This window comes from Roseburia sp. AF02-12 (genome assembly GCF_003461765.1).
In the GTDB taxonomy this organism is placed as follows: domain Bacteria; phylum Bacillota; class Clostridia; order Lachnospirales; family Lachnospiraceae; genus Roseburia_C; species Roseburia_C amylophila.
This window is the reverse complement of the sequence record NZ_QTXS01000001.1, coordinates 887,028-903,241: the sequence shown is the minus strand read 5'-3', so window position 1 is coordinate 903,241 and position 16,214 is coordinate 887,028. Positions and strand designations below refer to the sequence as shown.

Below are 16,214 nucleotides of genomic sequence, written 5' to 3'. Positions count from 1 at the left end.
AGGAAGAATACATGACGAGTGCAAAGATTTCGGGAATGGTATCAACCCCTGGAACTTTAGACACAGGACTTTCCAAAGTGACGGGCACTGTGGAAAAAGGGTTATGTGCAACTGCACAGGCAAGCTTTGCTTCTGTGATGGAACAGAAAACATCCGGTTATGGAAACCAGCAGCTTACCAGTGGAAATCCGGTAGGAAAAGAACCTGCAGCAACAACCACACAGCCGGCAGCTGTAGCAGACAGCGCAAAGAAACTGAATGTAAAGGAGAATTCTCCTACACAGAAAGTGGAAGAGCTGCAGAATCAACTGGAAGACACAAAGGATGCATTTGAAACTGGTGTAAAAGAAATTCTGAAAGATGAACTTGGCGTTTCGGATGAGCAGGTAGAAGATGCTATGTCTATACTGGGATTGCAGTGGATGGATTTACTGAACCCGGCAAGCCTTTCACAGCTTGTGACACAACTGACAGGAACTGAGGATGCCTGTTCACTGCTTATGAGTGAAGAATTCACAAATATTATGCAGAATACAGATGCGTTGGTTCAGAGCTTAAGTGAGACACTTGGAATTTCTAAGGATGAGTGGGTAGCATTACAGAATCAGTTGGCAGAACTGACAGCGGATTTTAACGAAACAGTGGATATGGCAGATGGCGGCGTGCAGGAAATTGCTCCACAGACTGATGCGACAATTACTTCACAGGATACAACAGTAATGGCAGCTACAGTTCAGATGACCCATACTACAGAAGAAACACAGAATGTACAGCCGGAAGAAGAGACAGAAGATGCAGCGCCGGTAATTCAGGTGAATGCGTCAGAGGATGCACAGACTGAAAACAATGTATCAGAGAATGCGTCCGGTGAAATGGGCGAGCCAGCAGCCCAGTCACAGAAAACGAAAGAGAGCAGTGTAAATGAACATGCGCAGAATATGGAATTTCAGGTAAGAGCAGAACAGCAGACTGTAGCACCGGAAGAGGTAAATAAGGTGGCATCCCGTACAACCATTGATGTGCAGGATATTATGAACCAGATTACAGAATTCGCAAAAGTGAATCTCTCCCCAGAAAATTCATCCATTGAGATGCAGCTGAATCCGGAAAATCTCGGAAAAGTATATTTACACATTGCAGCAACCAAAGAAGGAAATATAACTGCAGAACTGGCAGTAAGCAGTGAAACAGTAAAGACCGCTTTGGAAGCACAGATTGCAGACCTTCGAACCAGTTTAAACCAGCAGGGAATCAAAGTAGATGCAGTCGAAGTTACAATAGCAAGTCATGAATTTGAACGGAACTTGGAGCAGAATGCATCTGGAGAAGAACAGCAGGGCAGTCAGAGAGAAGAATCTGGAAGAACAGCCGGAAGAAGATTGTTCCGTGGAGAATTGGACGAGTTATCCGGGCTTATGAATGAAGAAGAAACATTGGCAGCCCAGATTATGAAAGACCATGGAAATACCATGGATGTAACAGCGTAGAAAGGAGCACAAAATGATAACACAGCTTATAAAAAATGGAGAGGTTGTGGATACCAGTGCAGAATCAAATTCCTCATCCTCTACTTCCAAAAAATCCGGAGGTAGTCTGGATAAAGATGCGTTTTTACAACTGTTAGTAGCACAGATGAAATATCAGGATCCATTGGAACCAACAGATAATACAGAGTATATTTCACAGTTGGCAACATTCTCACAGTTAGAGGAAACCCAGAATATGCAGGCATCCTTACAGGAGATGGAAGCAAATTCACTGGTGGGAAAACAGGTAGTACTTCGTGTTACATCTTCTGCAACAGGCGAGACATCCGATGTTACCGGAACAGTAGACAGTGTAATCCATGAGAACAATAAGACTTATCTTATGGTAAATAACAACCTTTACTCCATTGACGATTTATATTCTGTTATGGACGACAGTTACATGGATGCAATCAGCCTTGCAAAATCATTTTCACTTGCAATTGCATCATTACCTTCAGCAGATGAACTTACACTGGATAATGCAGGTACACTGACCAACCTTCGGAAAGCATATGACAGCATGACCAGTTATCAGAAGTCATTCATTAAACAGAGTGATATCGATAAACTTGTAAAACTGGAAGAGAAAATGAAACAGTTACAGGCTGCCGCAGGAGAAAACGGTGATAAGACAGAAGGTAACGGTGGTACAGAAGACAAAAAAGATACAGAAGAAACAGGGAAAACAGAGTAAACCACGGAAGGTTATTAGGGAGATGAAAGCATGAATAAGATAGCAAATCAATTCACTTCCATTGAACAGGTAGCAGACCAGTATCTCAATCCTTCGAAGAGTAATAAAACGCAGCCGGAGCAGGGAGCTTCTTTTGCGGAGGTATTAAAAGAAAAGCAAAAAGCAGCAGATGTTTCCGAAGTGAAATTTTCGAAGCATGCAAGCATGCGGTTGTCTACCCGGAATATCAGTCTTTCAGACCAGCAGAGTGAACGCTTGGAAGCGGGTGTGGAGATGGCTGAGAAGAAAGGAATCAAAGAATCCTTAGTAGTAGTTGATTCGCTGGCATTCATTGTAAATGTACCGAGCAGGACAGTTGTAACAGCAATGGACCAGAATGAATCAGAAAATAATGTTTTTACAAATATTGATGGTGCAGTAATAGCATAGCCGGACCTTATGGAGGCTGTGAGAACCCTGACTGACAGATGGGTTCTGCGTCAGATATCAAATTTAGGAGGTCATTTCATTATGATGAGAGCAATGTATTCTGCTGTGTCAGGACTTAAGACACATCAGACAAAGATGGATGTTATCGGTAACAATATTGCCAATGTAAATACCGTGGCATTTAAAGAGTCCAGTATAACATTCAGCGAGATTATGTATCAGACAATTTCTGGTGCATCCGGAGCAAATGCAACAACCGGAACCGGTGGAATTAATGCCAAGCAGATTGGTCTTGGTGTAACAACAGGTTCTACTTCCATCGACATTACTTCCGGTGGGGCAGCCCAGACAACCGGAAAAGCATTTGACTTAAGAATTACAGATAAGGGTAATACAACAAGTTTCTTTGTTGTAAGCAACGGTACTGAAAATCTTTTTACCAGAGCAGGTTCTTTCTATATCGATGGCTCAGGAAATCTTGCCATGACATCTACCGGATACAATGTTATGGGATGGCAGGTAGACCCGACCACCGGACAGATTAAAAAAGACCAGGTATCTGCACTTCGTATCATGCAGGAAAGCAATCTTACTTCTCCGGCAGAAGCAACAACGAATGCAGTTTGTGGTGGTATTGTAGATAAAAACAGTACAGAAATAACCAGTGAAAGTGGATATGCCATGAATTTGAATTTCTTTGATGCATTGGGATATTCCTATACAGCAAAATTTGCAGTCAAAGGTGTAGATACCGATGCCGGAACTTATACTGTTGAGTTAAGTGCTATTTATGATTCTTCCAATAAGAATATCTTAGAGGAGTTTTTGGCAAACGGTGGAAATCTTTCTGATGTATTTGGAGCAAATGCCAGCGGTGGAATTACTAATGCACAGACTGCTTACAATGCAATCAGTACAGAGTGGACAGATACCGGAGCATCTAATTCCTTTGGCGGAAATACATATCATCAGTTCCGTAACAGCAGTGGTGAAATGTACTATATCAATACAACACAGAATGCCGCTACCGGACAGTATGACAGCAAAGTATATCGTGCAATTACTTCAGCCGGTGGTGTAGTAAAAGGATACGAAGCAGTAACGGACGTATCACTTTCTGATATTTATACCGGGTTACAGCCTGGTGCAACCATCAACAGCATTACTGATGGTAATCCACCTACTATTGAAGCAACAGCAGTAAATTACGAACTGAAGTTTGATACTGGTACTGGAAAAGGTAAATTTGTTTCCGTGGGTGACAGCACTAACGGCTCAGTCACATTGAACATGAAACAGTTAGGCGACCAGTTTGAAAATATTTCCATTGATTTTACACAGTGTAAGAATTCTAATAACGGTGGAACATCTACTGTTGGAATGGATGCGGGAGCAATTGATGGAACAACCGGAACAGGTAAGAAGCTTGGAGCATTAACCGGTGTATCTGTAGATACCCATGGTAAAATTTACGGTTTTTACGATAATGGTAATACTGTTCTTTTGGGCCAGATTGCATCTGCCCGCTTTGCAAATGCAGCCGGACTTGAAAAAGTAGGAGATAACTGCTACCGTACTACTTTAAACTCCGGTGAATTTGATGGAATTGGTGTCGAAATTACTTCAAACGGAAGTACCATGAATTCCGGAGAACTGGAAATGTCCAACGTAGACCTGGCTTCTGAATTTACCGAGATGATTACCACGCAGAGAGGTTTCCAGGCAAACTCAAGAGTAATTACTACATCCGATACGCTTCTTGAGGAGTTGATTAATCTGAAACGATAATAAAAATAGTCAGATATAGCGAAAAATAATATAAAAACAGTACATATAGGGGGACTATATTTGATAGTTCCCCTATATATGGTATAATAGAAAATGGAATTGTTTCTAAAATAATTGTAAAAAAAGTAGACATTTTGCTGAAAGTTTAGTAAGATTATATAGAAATGAAAATGAAAATACAAAAAGGTGGGTAACAAGGACCATTTTCAAAAGAATGGTGTTCCCATAATTTTATAGAAATGTAGGTGGATAAATTGGATATAGCATCACTTATTGGTACCTTGATGGGACTTGCAATGGTTTTATTTGGAATTATTCAAAGTGCAGGTGTATCGGCAATATGGAATACATATATGGACTTCCCATCCGCTGTTATTACGATTGGAGGATCTATTGCTGGTGTTCTGGCATGTAACAGTATGGCAGATTTCATTAATGGCTTTAAGTCAGCGGGAAATGCTTTTAAGTTACATAAGAATGACCCGAGTGAGATTATTGGAAATATCATTAATCTTTCAAATATTGCCAGAAAAGAGGGGCTTCTTGCATTGGAAGAAGCAGCGAATGATATTGATGATGACTTTCTGAAAAAAGGTGTTATGCTGGTAGTAGATGGAACTGACCCGGAACTGGTGCGTGGAATTCTGGAAACAGATTTGGGCTGCATTGAGGACCGGCATAAGAAAGTAATCGGCTTCTGGGAAAAGTGGGGAGAATTAGCTCCGGCCTGGGGTATGATTGGTACCCTGATTGGTCTGATTAATATGTTGAAGGATTTACAGGATGCATCTTCCATCGGACCTAATATGGCAGTTGCCCTGATTACAACATTGTATGGTTCGCTGATATCTAACTGGATCTGTAATCCAATTGCATCAAAGATGTCAGATAATAATGCCAGAGAAATTATAATGAAAGAGGTTACCGTTGAGGGACTTTTGTCTATTCAGGCAGGAGAAAACCCTCGTGTAATAGAAGAAAAACTGAAATCATTCCTGTCACCACAGGCAAGAGAGGCTTATAATGCACAAGATGAAGCCGGAGGTGAAGAATAATGGCGAGAAAGAAGCGGGAACCGGAAGCAAAGCCGGCGGCTGGCTGGATAACCACCTTTAGTGATTTGATGAATCTGTTGCTGTGCTTTTTCGTGTTGCTTTTTTCCATGTCTACCGTTGATGCAGAGAAGTTTCAGATGGTGATAGCCTCGCTGCAGAGCAGCTTAAGTATTATGCCGGCAGGCAGTATGAGTATTGGCGAGGGAGAAATGGTGGGCAACGGAATCAGCCAGTTGCCGAATATTGATGTTTTTTTTGAAACGTCCTCAGGAGAGGATGGGGATTCCCAGGGTGGCAAAACAGAAGAGACTGAGACTGAGACAGATGTAGCAGAGCAGTATAAAGAACAGGCATTGTCGGAATCAGAACAAATGGCAGAACAAATCGAGCAGCAGATAGAGGCGGGGGGATTACAGAATCAGGTGGAAGTAGATTTTAATGCCGAGTATGTAAAACTTACATTAAATGGAGCAATATTATTTGATTCGGCAAAGGCAAATATCCGGGAAGATGCCCAGCCGCTGATTGCTAAAATAGGAACTATCCTGGAAAACTATGACAGCAATGTGATTGAAATTGAAGGACATACCGACAATGTGCCAATCCATTCGTCAAAATATGAAAACAATAATGTACTGTCCATGTACCGGGCACTTTCTGTGGCGGATTTTATCCGGGATAATACCACATTGGATCCGGCACTGATTAAATCCTCAGGAAGAGGGGAATATGTTCCTGTAGCAGATAATACTACAGAGGAAGGCAGAGCAAGAAACCGTCGTGTTGAAATTAAGGTATATAATTCATATAATTCCGGCGGCGCTACAGAATAGGAGGAAATGAGATGAAGAAGAACCTTATGTCAGTGCTTATTTTGGCACTGGTTCTGGTGAACCTGATTTTGACAGGAATACTTACAATAACAATCCTGCCGCAAACAAAGAAATCCAATGAGCTGGTAAACAAGGTATGCAGTGCAATTGATCTGGAGCTGGAGAGTGGGGATGGAACTGAGTCTGCCAGCATTCCAATGGACCAGATTGTGACCTATAAAATTGAAGATGCCATGACAATCAATTTAAAAACAGGTGCAGATGGCGAAACTCATTATGTAAAGCTTACAGCATCCATTTCCATGGACAGCAAGAACGATGGATATAAAACCTATGGCGAAGATATGGCTGATCGTGAAACAATTTTAAAAGATACCATTAATAGCGTAATTAATACCTATACAATGGATGAATTTAATGCGGATCGGCAGGCGGTTAAAGACGCTATACTGGCAGAACTACAGAAGCAGTTTGGTTCAGATTTTATCATTGCAGTCAACTTCTCGGAAGTAACTGTAGTATAGGATTAAAAATAGTAAGCATGAAATATAAGGTGGTGAGAGTCCGTGAGCGAAGTTTTATCTCAGAATGAGATAGATAACCTGCTTCAGGCATTGAGCAGCGGCGAGCTGGATGTAGAAGAAATGAAGGACAATGGCGAGAAGCAGATTAAGAATTATGATTTCGCCAGACCTTCCAAGTTTTCAAAAGAACACTTAAGAACACTGGAGATTGTGTTTGAACATTATGGCAGACTGATATCCACAAATCTTCCGGTTTATCTAAGAAAAAATATTCAGGTTGAGGTGATGAACTCTGAAGCAGTTACCTATTCTGAGTTTTCAAATGCACTTTCTAATCCGGTGGTTCTTGGTATTGTTAATTTTTCTCCATTGAAAGGTTCGGTTATTCTGGAGATTGCTTCAAATCTTGCATATGCCATGGTGGATCGTATGCTTGGTGGAAGCGGAGAACCATTAGCGAAAGTCCGTGACTTTTCAGAAATAGAGTTGCTGATTATAGAAAGAATTATGGGAGTCTGCGTCGACCTGCTCCGGGAACCGTGGGAAAATGTTGTGGATTTACATCCAAGACTGGAACGTATTGAAACAAATTCGCAGTTTGCCCAGATTATTTCTCCGAGTGAAATGATTGCAATTGTTACAATTAATGTAAAAATAGGAGATGTTGAAGGTCTGATGAATATCTGCCTTCCGTATCTTACTTTGGAACCTGTTATGGACAAGTTGAATACAAAATACTGGTATTCTACCATGCAGGAAAAAGATGAACAGCGTTATACGGAAGCAATTGAAACTTTGATTTCAAAAGCACCGATACCTGTAAAAGCAATTTTAGGTAACAGCACCATATCGGTAAACGACTTCATGAATTTACAGGTGGGTGATATAGTTAGATTGGACACGAAAGTGGACCAGGAGCTGGATGTTTACGTTGGAAACATTCGTAAGTTTACTGCATTGCCGGGAGCTTCGGGTGATGACTATGCAGTAAGAGTAATGTCAGTAATTAGAGAGGAGCAGTAAGTGATGGATGGAGTACTATCGCAAGAAGAAATCAATGCCCTGCTAAATAATCCGGGTGCATCATCAGATACGGCAGATGGACAGCTGAGTGATTCAGAAAAAGACACAATCGGTGAAATTGCTAATATCAGTATGGGTACCGCAGCAACGACATTGTTTTCGCTGGTGAACCGTAAAGTGGAAATATCCACACCGGTTGTTACCATGGCAAACTGGGACGACGTGGTAAAGGCGTATGAGCGTCCGTGTGTATTTATACGAATCGGATTCACTGTTGGATTGGATGGAAGCAATATCCTGATATTAAAGGAGCATGATGTTAAGGTCATTACAGATCTTATGATGGGAGGAGACGGAACCAATACAGACGTGGAACTGGGAGAGCTTCATTTAAGCGCAATCAGTGAAGCAATGAATCAGATGATGGGTTCTGCAGCTACATCATTATCATCCATGCTGAATAAAAAGATTGATATCAGCCCGCCTGTTGCAGATCTGATTGATCTGACAGGAAATATTGATGAGGGAGCAATTGATGATTTCCTGACACAGCCATTTGTGAAAATCTCTTTTAAAATGGAAATTGGTGATCTTGTGGACAGTGAAATCATGCAGCTGTATCCGGTATCTTTTGCGAGAGAGATGTGTAAAAGTATTACGGAGACCATGACAGGTGGAAATGAACCAATACAGGAAGCAACACCACAGCCGGCACCGGCTCCTGCACCACAACCACAGGCAAGCCAGCCAGCACCACAGCCTCAGCCAATGATAAATCAGCAGCCAATGATGGGACAGCCGATGATGGGGCAGCCAATGATGGGACAACCTGTAGATATGTCGGCAATGTATGCAAACCAGCAGGTAAATGTACAGCCGGCTCAGTTCCAAAATTTTACTGGAGATATGAATGGGGTATTTCCAAAGGAAAATATTGATCTTATTATGGATGTACCATTGGAAGTAACCGTGGAACTGGGAAGAACCAGTAAATCCATTCATGATATATTGGATTTTGCTCCGGGAACAATCATTGAATTGAATAAGATTGCTGGAGAACCAATTGATGTACTGGTAAATGGAAAGTACGTTGCAAAAGGTGAAGTAGTTGTAATTGAAGAAAGCTTTGGTGTAAGAATTACAGAGATTATTAAATAATTAGCAAGGAGATAACTAATATGGCAAAGAGTATTTTAATTTGTGATGATGCAGCTTTTATGAGAATGATGATTAAGGATATCCTTACCAAAAATGGATATACAGTTGCCGGAGAAGCAGAAAATGGAGTAAAGGCAATCGAAAAATATAATGAAGTACATCCAGACCTGGTACTGATGGATATTACCATGCCGGAGATGGACGGAATTCAGGCATTAAAAAAGATTAAAGAAGCAGATGCAAGTGCATGTGTAATTATGTGTTCTGCAATGGGCCAGCAGGCAATGGTTATTGAAGCAATCCAGTCTGGTGCAAAGGATTTTATTGTAAAACCATTTCAGGCAGAACGTGTTCTTGAAGCAGTAAAAAAAGTAGTGGGTTAATATGATATTACTGAGTAGCAGAACATCGGGTGTACAAAGCTTTTTCCAATTGATAGGTGTATTGCTGATATTTGTTTTTGTGCTTGCAATTACATATTATGTAACAAAATGGATTGCCGGATATCAGAAGCAACATAATTTTCAGAAGAATATGCGGGTAGTGGAGACTATGAAACTCACTACAAATAAGTATATTCAGATTATAGAGGTGGGAGAGACCTATCTCGTAATCGGAATCGGAAAAGATGAAGTGACGATGTTAGCACAGCTTACAAGGGAACAGTTAAATGATGTTTCGCTGGAAGATACGGTGAAATATCAGAATACAGGAGAAAGTTTCTCTAACATTATGAAACAGTTCAAAGAACATTTACCGAAGAGCAGGCATAAGGATGAGTAATTTTAAGAAGAAATACTGTCTGGTATCTTTTATATTTGCGGTTATTGCAGTTGTTGTTACACTGGTGGCATTTGTACCACAGAAAGCGTATGCGGCATCTGTAAATATACCTGGGGTAACTGACAGCAGTAATAGTAATCAGTCAACTGAAAATGGCAATGGTCCAGATGGAACAGCATCCTCTGGTAATAATGGACTTTCTGTTAATATTAATAATGGAGAGGGAAATTTATCCGGGACAGTTCGGATTTTTCTGGTACTGACTGTAATTGCGTTAGCACCATCTATTCTTATTATGCTGACTTCCTTTACCAGAATTATTATTGTGCTTCATTTTGTAAGAGCAGCAATTGGAACGCAGACTGTTCCGCCAAATCAGGTGTTGATTGGACTGGCGTTGTTCCTTACCCTGTTTATTATGAACCCGGTTTTCTCACAGATTAATGAAAATGCATTGAAACCGTTGGATGCCGGTGAAATCACGCAGGAACAGGCCTTTGAGGCAGGAATGGAGCCAATCCGTGAATTTATGTTTAAACAGACACAGGCAAAGGATATCAATACATTTTGTGACATTGCCGGCGTGACTTATGAGACACAGGATGATATATCCAATACTGTGCTGATTCCGAGCTTTATTTTAAGTGAGCTGAGACAGGCATTTATTATTGGATTTGTTATATATATTCCGTTTATTGTAATTGACATGGTAGTAGCATCTGTCCTTATGTCGATGGGTATGATGATGCTTCCGCCAACTACGATTTCTCTTCCGTTTAAGATTCTGCTGTTTGTGCTTGCTGATGGATGGAATCTTGTTATCAGGGAACTGGTAGAGACATTTTACTGATGAAAGAGGTGTAGAAATTGATCACACAGGGAGAAGTTTTAGATATTGCAAGGGACGCTATTTATAATATTATTTTAACTTCGGCTCCATTGCTTTTAATATCACTTATCGTAGGCTTGATTATTAGTATTTTTCAGACGGTTACATCTATTCAGGAACAGACGCTTACCTTTGTACCGAAGATTCTGGCTGTATTTGCAGGAATGCTTCTCTTTGGAGCGTGGATGCTGAATAATATGACTGATTTTATGACGAGATTGTGGTCTGATTTTAGTTTATATATCAGTTGATATACAGGTAGAGATAAAACATGGTTAATTATAGTTTCTCACTGCTTACATTTGAATATTTTTTGCTGGTTCTGGTGAGGATTACTTCTTTTGTTTTTTCGGCTCCATTTTTTAGCATGTCGAATACTCCGGGAAGAGTCAAAATTGGTTTCTCAGTATTTGTATCCATCCTGTTGATTGGAGTATTACCTGAAAGCACGATAGAATATGGAGGAGTAATTGAATATGCCACAATTGTCGTGAAAGAGGGAATTACAGGATTGCTGATTGGTTTTGGAGCAAATATTTGTAATTCCATTGTTTTATTTGCGGGTAATATTATGGATTTAAATATGGGCTTGTCCATGGCGACCGAGTATGATCCGGTAAGTAAAACAAATTCTCCGATAACAGGTAATTTTTATAATTATCTGGTCATGTTATTGCTCATGTCCAGTGGAATGTATCAGTATATCTTACAGGCAATTGTTGATTCTTTCACTCTGATTCCGGTAAATGGTCAGAATTTTATGTGGGATTCCCTGCTTCAGACCATGGTTTCTTATATGACGGATTCCATGGTGCTTGGTTTCCGGGTGGCACTTCCTGTTTTTGCAGTGTTAATGATATTGAACTGTATTCTTGGAATCATGGCAAAGATTGCACCACAGATGAATATGTTTTCTGTTGGTATTCAGCTTAAGATATTGCTTGGATTTCTGGTTTTGTTTTTGACGATACAGCTGCTTCCGTATGTATCCGATTTTGTGTTTACTGAGATGAAACGGATGGTTACCGGAATTGCATCAGGAATGCATGGATAAGCTGGTACATGAATAGGAGATTTATATGGAGGAAAGAGATTTACTTCTGAAATATAATCTGCAGTGGTTCGCAAAAGAGGGACCTGGCGGCGAAAAGACAGAGCCGGCAACTGCAAAAAAATTAAAAGATGCAAGAGAAGAAGGAAAAGTTGCAAAAAGCAAGGAATTTTCCGGAGCAGTAGATTTAATTGTTTTATTCCTGGGATTGAAGATTTTTGGAAGCTATGTTTCAGAAACCTTAATGAATGAGTTTTCAGGTTTCTATCGGAAAATCCCGGATATTCTATTAGAAAATAAGACAGGCATGACAGTAAAATCCAGCCATATGCTAATGTCACAGGCTGTGATTGAAATGATAAAGGTCATGATACCGTTTCTTTTAATCGGAATGGTGGTAACGTTTTTAGTCAGTGTACTTCAGGTGGGCTGGAAAATAAGCGGGAAGCCATTAAAACCGGAATTATCAAAGTTTAATCCTATCAATGGTTTTAAACGGATGTTTTCCAAAGATTCTCTGTTTGAACTTGTAAAGTCTATTGTCAAAGTGGCACTGGTCATGTATGTGGCGTATTCCGAGATTAAGGACAGGCAGGGAGAATTATTTGTTATCTATGATATGGAACTGTTGCAGGCAGTTGCATTGATTGCCGGACTTATTGTGGATGTGGGTTTAAAAACAAGCCTGGTTTACCTGATTGTCGGAATCGCTGATTTGATTTATCAGAAACATAAATTCAAAGAAGAAATGAAGATGACCAAACAGGAGGTAAAGGACGAGTATAAGAATACTGAAGGAGACCCACAGATTAAGGGAAGACAGCGTCAGAGAATGCGTGAGGCATCGCAGCGCCGAATGATGCAGGATGTGCCGAAGGCAGACGTAGTCATTACGAACCCGACCCATTATGCAGTTGCGATAAGGTATGATGCGGAAGTATCCAAAGCACCGGTTGTGGTTGCAAAGGGTGAAGATTTTCTGGCTGCAAAGATTAAGGAAGTGGCAAGAGAAAATCAGGTGGAAATTGTAGAGAATAAACCGTTGGCGCGTATGCTTTATGCAAATGTAAATGTCGGAGCAGAAATTCCACCAGAATTGTATCAGGCAGTTGCAGAAGTGCTTGCGATGGTTTACAATCTAAAAGGCAGAAATTAATACGAATTTAAATGAAAGGAGGAAACCGGAATGAAAAAAGCGGATTTTGGTGTAGCAATCTATCTTCTTGCTGCAGTCATATTCTTTATTATTCCGATTCCTTCTATTTTATTGGATGTCATGCTGGCGATTAATATTTCACTGGCAATGATTATTCTTTTTAATGCATTATTTGCAAAAGAAGTGCTGGATATGTCATTTTTCCCGACACTGTTATTGTTTACCACCATATTCCGAATCTCATTAAACGTTTCTTCCACCCGATTGATTTTATCTACCGGTGAACCAGGAAATGTAGTAGAGACCTTTGGAGGCTTTGTAGGTGGTGGTAATCTTGTAATCGGAGCAATTGTATTTATTGTCCTGATTCTGATACAGTTTATCGTTATCAATAAAGGTTCTGAGCGTGTATCTGAGGTAACTGCACGTTTTACATTGGATGCAATGCCTGGAAAACAGATGGCAATTGACGCAGATTTAAATACTGGTGCCATCACAGAGAAGGAAGCAAGAGAACGGAGAACTAAGATTCAGCAGGAATCTAACTTCTTTGGTTCTATGGATGGTGCAACCAAGTATGTAAAAGGAGATGCAACGGCCGGCCTTATTATTACATTCATCAACCTGATTGGTGGAACAATTATGGGGGTCATGAATGGCGGGCTGTCTGCCATGGAGGCACTTCAGAAATATGGTATATTAACTATTGGTGATGGACTGGTCAGCCAGGTTCCGTCTCTTTTGATTTCGCTGGCAACAGGTATTCTGGTAACAAAAGCATCCAGTGAAGCAGATTTTGGATCCATGCTGGTAAAACAGCTTTTTGGAATTCCCAAGGTATTGTATATTGTAGGTGCAACGATAACCTTTCTTGGAATTGCAACTCCGCTGAATCCGGTACTTTTCTGTGCACTTGGCATTGCATTTTTAGCTGCCGGACGGAAGATACAAAAGGATGTAAAGGTGGAAGAAATCGAAGAGGAAACCAATGCAGATGAAACGGCGGCAGAAGAAATCCGGCGGCCGGAGAATGTGGTTTCACTGCTTCAGGTTGATCCTATTGAACTGGAGTTTGGTTATGGTATTATTCCACTGGCAGATGTAAATCAGGGTGGAGACCTTTTGGACCGTGTAGTAATGATCCGTAGACAGATTGCACTGGAACTTGGAACAGTGGTTCCGATTATTCGTCTGCGTGATAATATTCAGTTAAATCCTAACCAGTATATTATTAAGATAAAGGGAATTCAGGTAACAGAAGGGGAAATCCTTTTTGACCACTATATGGCAATGAATCCGGGATATGTGGAAGAGGAAATCACCGGTATTCCGACCTTTGAGCCATCCTTCCATCTGCCGGCAATCTGGATTACAGAGGGACAGAGAGAGCGTGCGGAGAGTCTTGGCTATACCGTAGTAGATCCGCCATCTATTATTGCCACCCATCTGACAGAGGTAATCCGTTCCCATATTGCAGAACTTCTTACCAGACAGGATGTATCTAATCTTATTAGTAATATCAAGGAAAACAATCCTGCACTTGTGGATGAGCTTACACCAAAGCTTCTTAGTATTGGTGAGATTCAGAAAGTCTTACAGAATCTTTTACAGGAGGGCATCTCTATCCGTGATCTGCTTACGATTTTTGAAAATTTAGCAGACCATGCGGTAACAACCAGGGATACCGATGTATTGACAGAATATGTGCGTCAGGGATTAAAACGTGCAATTTCAAGTAAATACTTTCCGGCAAATGAGACAACCAGCGTGGTAACATTAGATCCGAAGGTGGAACAGGAAATCATGGGTTCTGTAAAACAGACTGAGCAGGGGGCTTATCTGACTTTAGATCCGGAGAAGACCAAGAATATTATGGAATCCTTGAAGCAGGAAGTGGCGAAGTTAGAGAATATTGGAAAGAATCCGATTGTCATTACTTCGCCAATTGTGCGGATGTATTTTAAGAAACTCACCGAGGACTATTTCAAAGACCTCATTGTGGTGTCTTATAATGAAGTGGAATCAAATGTGGAATTACAATCAGTAGGGATGGTGACAGCATAAAATGACGATTAATAAATTTCAGGGCAGAACAAGAGAAGAGGCAGTTGATAAGGCGAAAAAGGAAATGGGAGAAGCAGTTGTGATTATGAATGTAAAGGAAATCAAACCGAAGGGTTTATTCCGGGCATTAAAGAGCACAACTTATGAAGTGACGGCAGCATTAGAGGAAAAGGAACAGACAGTTAATCCTCTTCCTGCGTTACATGCTCCATTAAAGATGCATGACAGCATAAATTTTGCAGCAAATGAAAAAATTGAAATTCCGGCACCGGAACCAGCAGCCATTCATCCGGAAAGCAGTCATGATTTGGAAGAAAAGATAGAAAGTCTTTCTAATTTATTAGAAAAGAAGTTAAAACCGGAAAAAGAAGAAGAACCAAAAGAAGAGGAAAAGCCGGAAAAGGAAACTGATGCTCCAAAGGATATGAAGCATCAGCAGTCTGAGACTTTCCGTTGTATCCGCATGATTTATGAAACATTACTGGATAATGAAGTGAATGAAAGATATGTCAACCAGATATTAGATGATGTGGAGAAGAATTTAAGAGGCAGTGCAAGCATGGACATTATCTTATCCAATGTTTACCAGAAAATGGTATTAAAATTCGGACAGCCTCAAAAGATTGAACTGGTACCGGGACAGCCTAAAATCGTATTTTTTATTGGACCAACCGGTGTTGGCAAGACAACAACCATTGCAAAAGTGGCTTCCAGATTTAAAGTGGATTATGGCAAAAAAGTAGCACTTTTAACAGCAGATACTTATCGGATTGCTGCGGCAGAACAGTTACGTACTTATGCGAATATCTTAGATACACCGCTGACAGTTATTTATTCATCGGAAGAAATGAATGCAGCCATAGAGCGTGTAAAGGATTATGATCTCGTTCTGGTAGATACCGCAGGATTCTCTTATAAGAATGAAGAACAGAGAAAAGATATGAGAAACCTCATAGAAAGTCTGGATGACAAATATGAGAAGGATGTTTATCTGGTATTAAGCGCAACTACAAAATACCGCGATTTGATGGAAATTGTAGATAAATACCATGAGATATCGGATTATAAGATTATTTTTACTAAATTAGATGAAACCAGTAGTTATGGTAGTCTGTTAAATATTCGCATGTATTCTGGTGCGGATGTTTCCTATGTGACAACAGGGCAGAATGTGCCAGATGATATTGAAATTTTCCAGTCACAGAAAATTGTAAAACAGTTATTGGGAGGCAGATAAT

General features: G+C 40.4%; 17 protein-coding genes. All 17 read left to right on the top strand.

What is annotated here, in order from left to right; translation table 11 throughout:
- Nucleotides 1-11: 11 nt before the first annotated feature.
- The 17 genes from DV740_RS04495 (at nt 12) to flhF (ending at nt 16,213) form a co-directional block, all read left to right on the top strand.
- The gene (locus DV740_RS04495; RefSeq protein ID WP_117698271.1) at nt 12-1,487 is read left to right on the top strand and encodes a flagellar hook-length control protein FliK; all 1,476 of its coding nucleotides are present in this window, start codon (nt 12-14) and stop codon (nt 1,485-1,487) included.
- A 13-nt stretch (nt 1,488-1,500) separates the two neighbouring features.
- A complete protein-coding gene (locus tag DV740_RS04490; RefSeq protein ID WP_117841170.1) occupies nt 1,501-2,223 on the top strand; it encodes a flagellar hook capping FlgD N-terminal domain-containing protein in 723 nt (240 codons plus the stop codon).
- A 30-nt stretch (nt 2,224-2,253) separates the two neighbouring features.
- A complete protein-coding gene (locus DV740_RS04485; RefSeq protein WP_022243307.1) occupies nt 2,254-2,652 on the top strand; it encodes a TIGR02530 family flagellar biosynthesis protein in 399 nt (132 codons plus the stop codon).
- Nucleotides 2,653-2,733: 81 nt separating this feature from the next.
- Nucleotides 2,734-4,440, top strand: a complete 1,707-nt coding sequence (locus DV740_RS04480) for a flagellar hook protein FlgE (RefSeq protein ID WP_118087528.1) — start codon at nt 2,734-2,736, stop codon at nt 4,438-4,440.
- A 254-nt stretch (nt 4,441-4,694) separates the two neighbouring features.
- A complete protein-coding gene (locus DV740_RS04475) occupies nt 4,695-5,495 on the top strand; it encodes a motility protein A (RefSeq protein WP_117841168.1) in 801 nt (266 codons plus the stop codon).
- Nucleotides 5,495-6,328 (top strand): OmpA/MotB family protein, encoded by an 834-nt coding sequence (locus DV740_RS04470; protein WP_118057398.1) that lies wholly within the window; start codon nt 5,495-5,497, stop codon nt 6,326-6,328. Before DV740_RS04475 ends, DV740_RS04470 begins: the two co-directional genes overlap by 1 nt.
- 11 nt (nt 6,329-6,339) lie before the next feature.
- On the top strand, nt 6,340-6,852 hold the full coding sequence (locus DV740_RS04465; RefSeq protein ID WP_117699053.1) for a flagellar basal body-associated FliL family protein: 513 nt from the start codon (nt 6,340-6,342) through the stop codon (nt 6,850-6,852).
- 42 nt (nt 6,853-6,894) lie between these two features.
- Nucleotides 6,895-7,875, top strand: a complete 981-nt coding sequence (gene fliM, locus DV740_RS04460) for a flagellar motor switch protein FliM (protein WP_117699052.1) — start codon at nt 6,895-6,897, stop codon at nt 7,873-7,875.
- Between the two features lie 3 nt (nt 7,876-7,878).
- A complete protein-coding gene (fliY, locus tag DV740_RS04455) occupies nt 7,879-9,033 on the top strand; it encodes a flagellar motor switch phosphatase FliY (RefSeq protein WP_117699051.1) in 1,155 nt (384 codons plus the stop codon).
- Nucleotides 9,034-9,053: 20 nt separating this feature from the next.
- On the top strand, nt 9,054-9,416 hold the full coding sequence (locus DV740_RS04450; protein WP_117699050.1) for a response regulator: 363 nt from the start codon (nt 9,054-9,056) through the stop codon (nt 9,414-9,416).
- 1 nt (nt 9,417) lies between these two features.
- A complete protein-coding gene (locus DV740_RS04445) occupies nt 9,418-9,816 on the top strand; it encodes a flagellar biosynthetic protein FliO (protein ID WP_022243299.1) in 399 nt (132 codons plus the stop codon).
- The gene (gene fliP / locus DV740_RS04440; protein ID WP_117841165.1) at nt 9,809-10,666 is read left to right on the top strand and encodes a flagellar type III secretion system pore protein FliP; all 858 of its coding nucleotides are present in this window, start codon (nt 9,809-9,811) and stop codon (nt 10,664-10,666) included. The genes DV740_RS04445 and fliP overlap by 8 nt, the downstream gene beginning before the upstream one ends.
- Nucleotides 10,667-10,686: 20 nt before the next feature.
- Nucleotides 10,687-10,956 carry a flagellar biosynthesis protein FliQ gene (gene fliQ, locus DV740_RS04435; RefSeq protein WP_197420812.1) on the top strand — a complete coding sequence of 90 codons (270 nt, stop codon included), beginning with the start codon at nt 10,687-10,689 and terminating at the stop codon, nt 10,954-10,956.
- Nucleotides 10,957-10,976: 20 nt separating this feature from the next.
- Complete coding sequence (fliR, locus tag DV740_RS04430) at nt 10,977-11,759, top strand: flagellar biosynthetic protein FliR (protein ID WP_117699047.1); 783 nt, start codon at nt 10,977-10,979, stop codon at nt 11,757-11,759.
- Between the two features lie 25 nt (nt 11,760-11,784).
- Nucleotides 11,785-12,912: a flagellar biosynthesis protein FlhB gene (gene flhB / locus DV740_RS04425; protein WP_118087527.1), complete on the top strand. Its 1,128-nt coding sequence runs from the start codon at nt 11,785-11,787 to the stop codon at nt 12,910-12,912.
- A 30-nt stretch (nt 12,913-12,942) separates the two neighbouring features.
- On the top strand, nt 12,943-14,976 hold the full coding sequence (flhA, locus tag DV740_RS04420; RefSeq protein ID WP_022243294.1) for a flagellar biosynthesis protein FlhA: 2,034 nt from the start codon (nt 12,943-12,945) through the stop codon (nt 14,974-14,976).
- Between the two features lies 1 nt (nt 14,977).
- Nucleotides 14,978-16,213, top strand: a complete 1,236-nt coding sequence (gene flhF / locus DV740_RS04415; protein WP_118087526.1) for a flagellar biosynthesis protein FlhF — start codon at nt 14,978-14,980, stop codon at nt 16,211-16,213.
- Nucleotide 16,214: the final 1 nt, after the last annotated feature.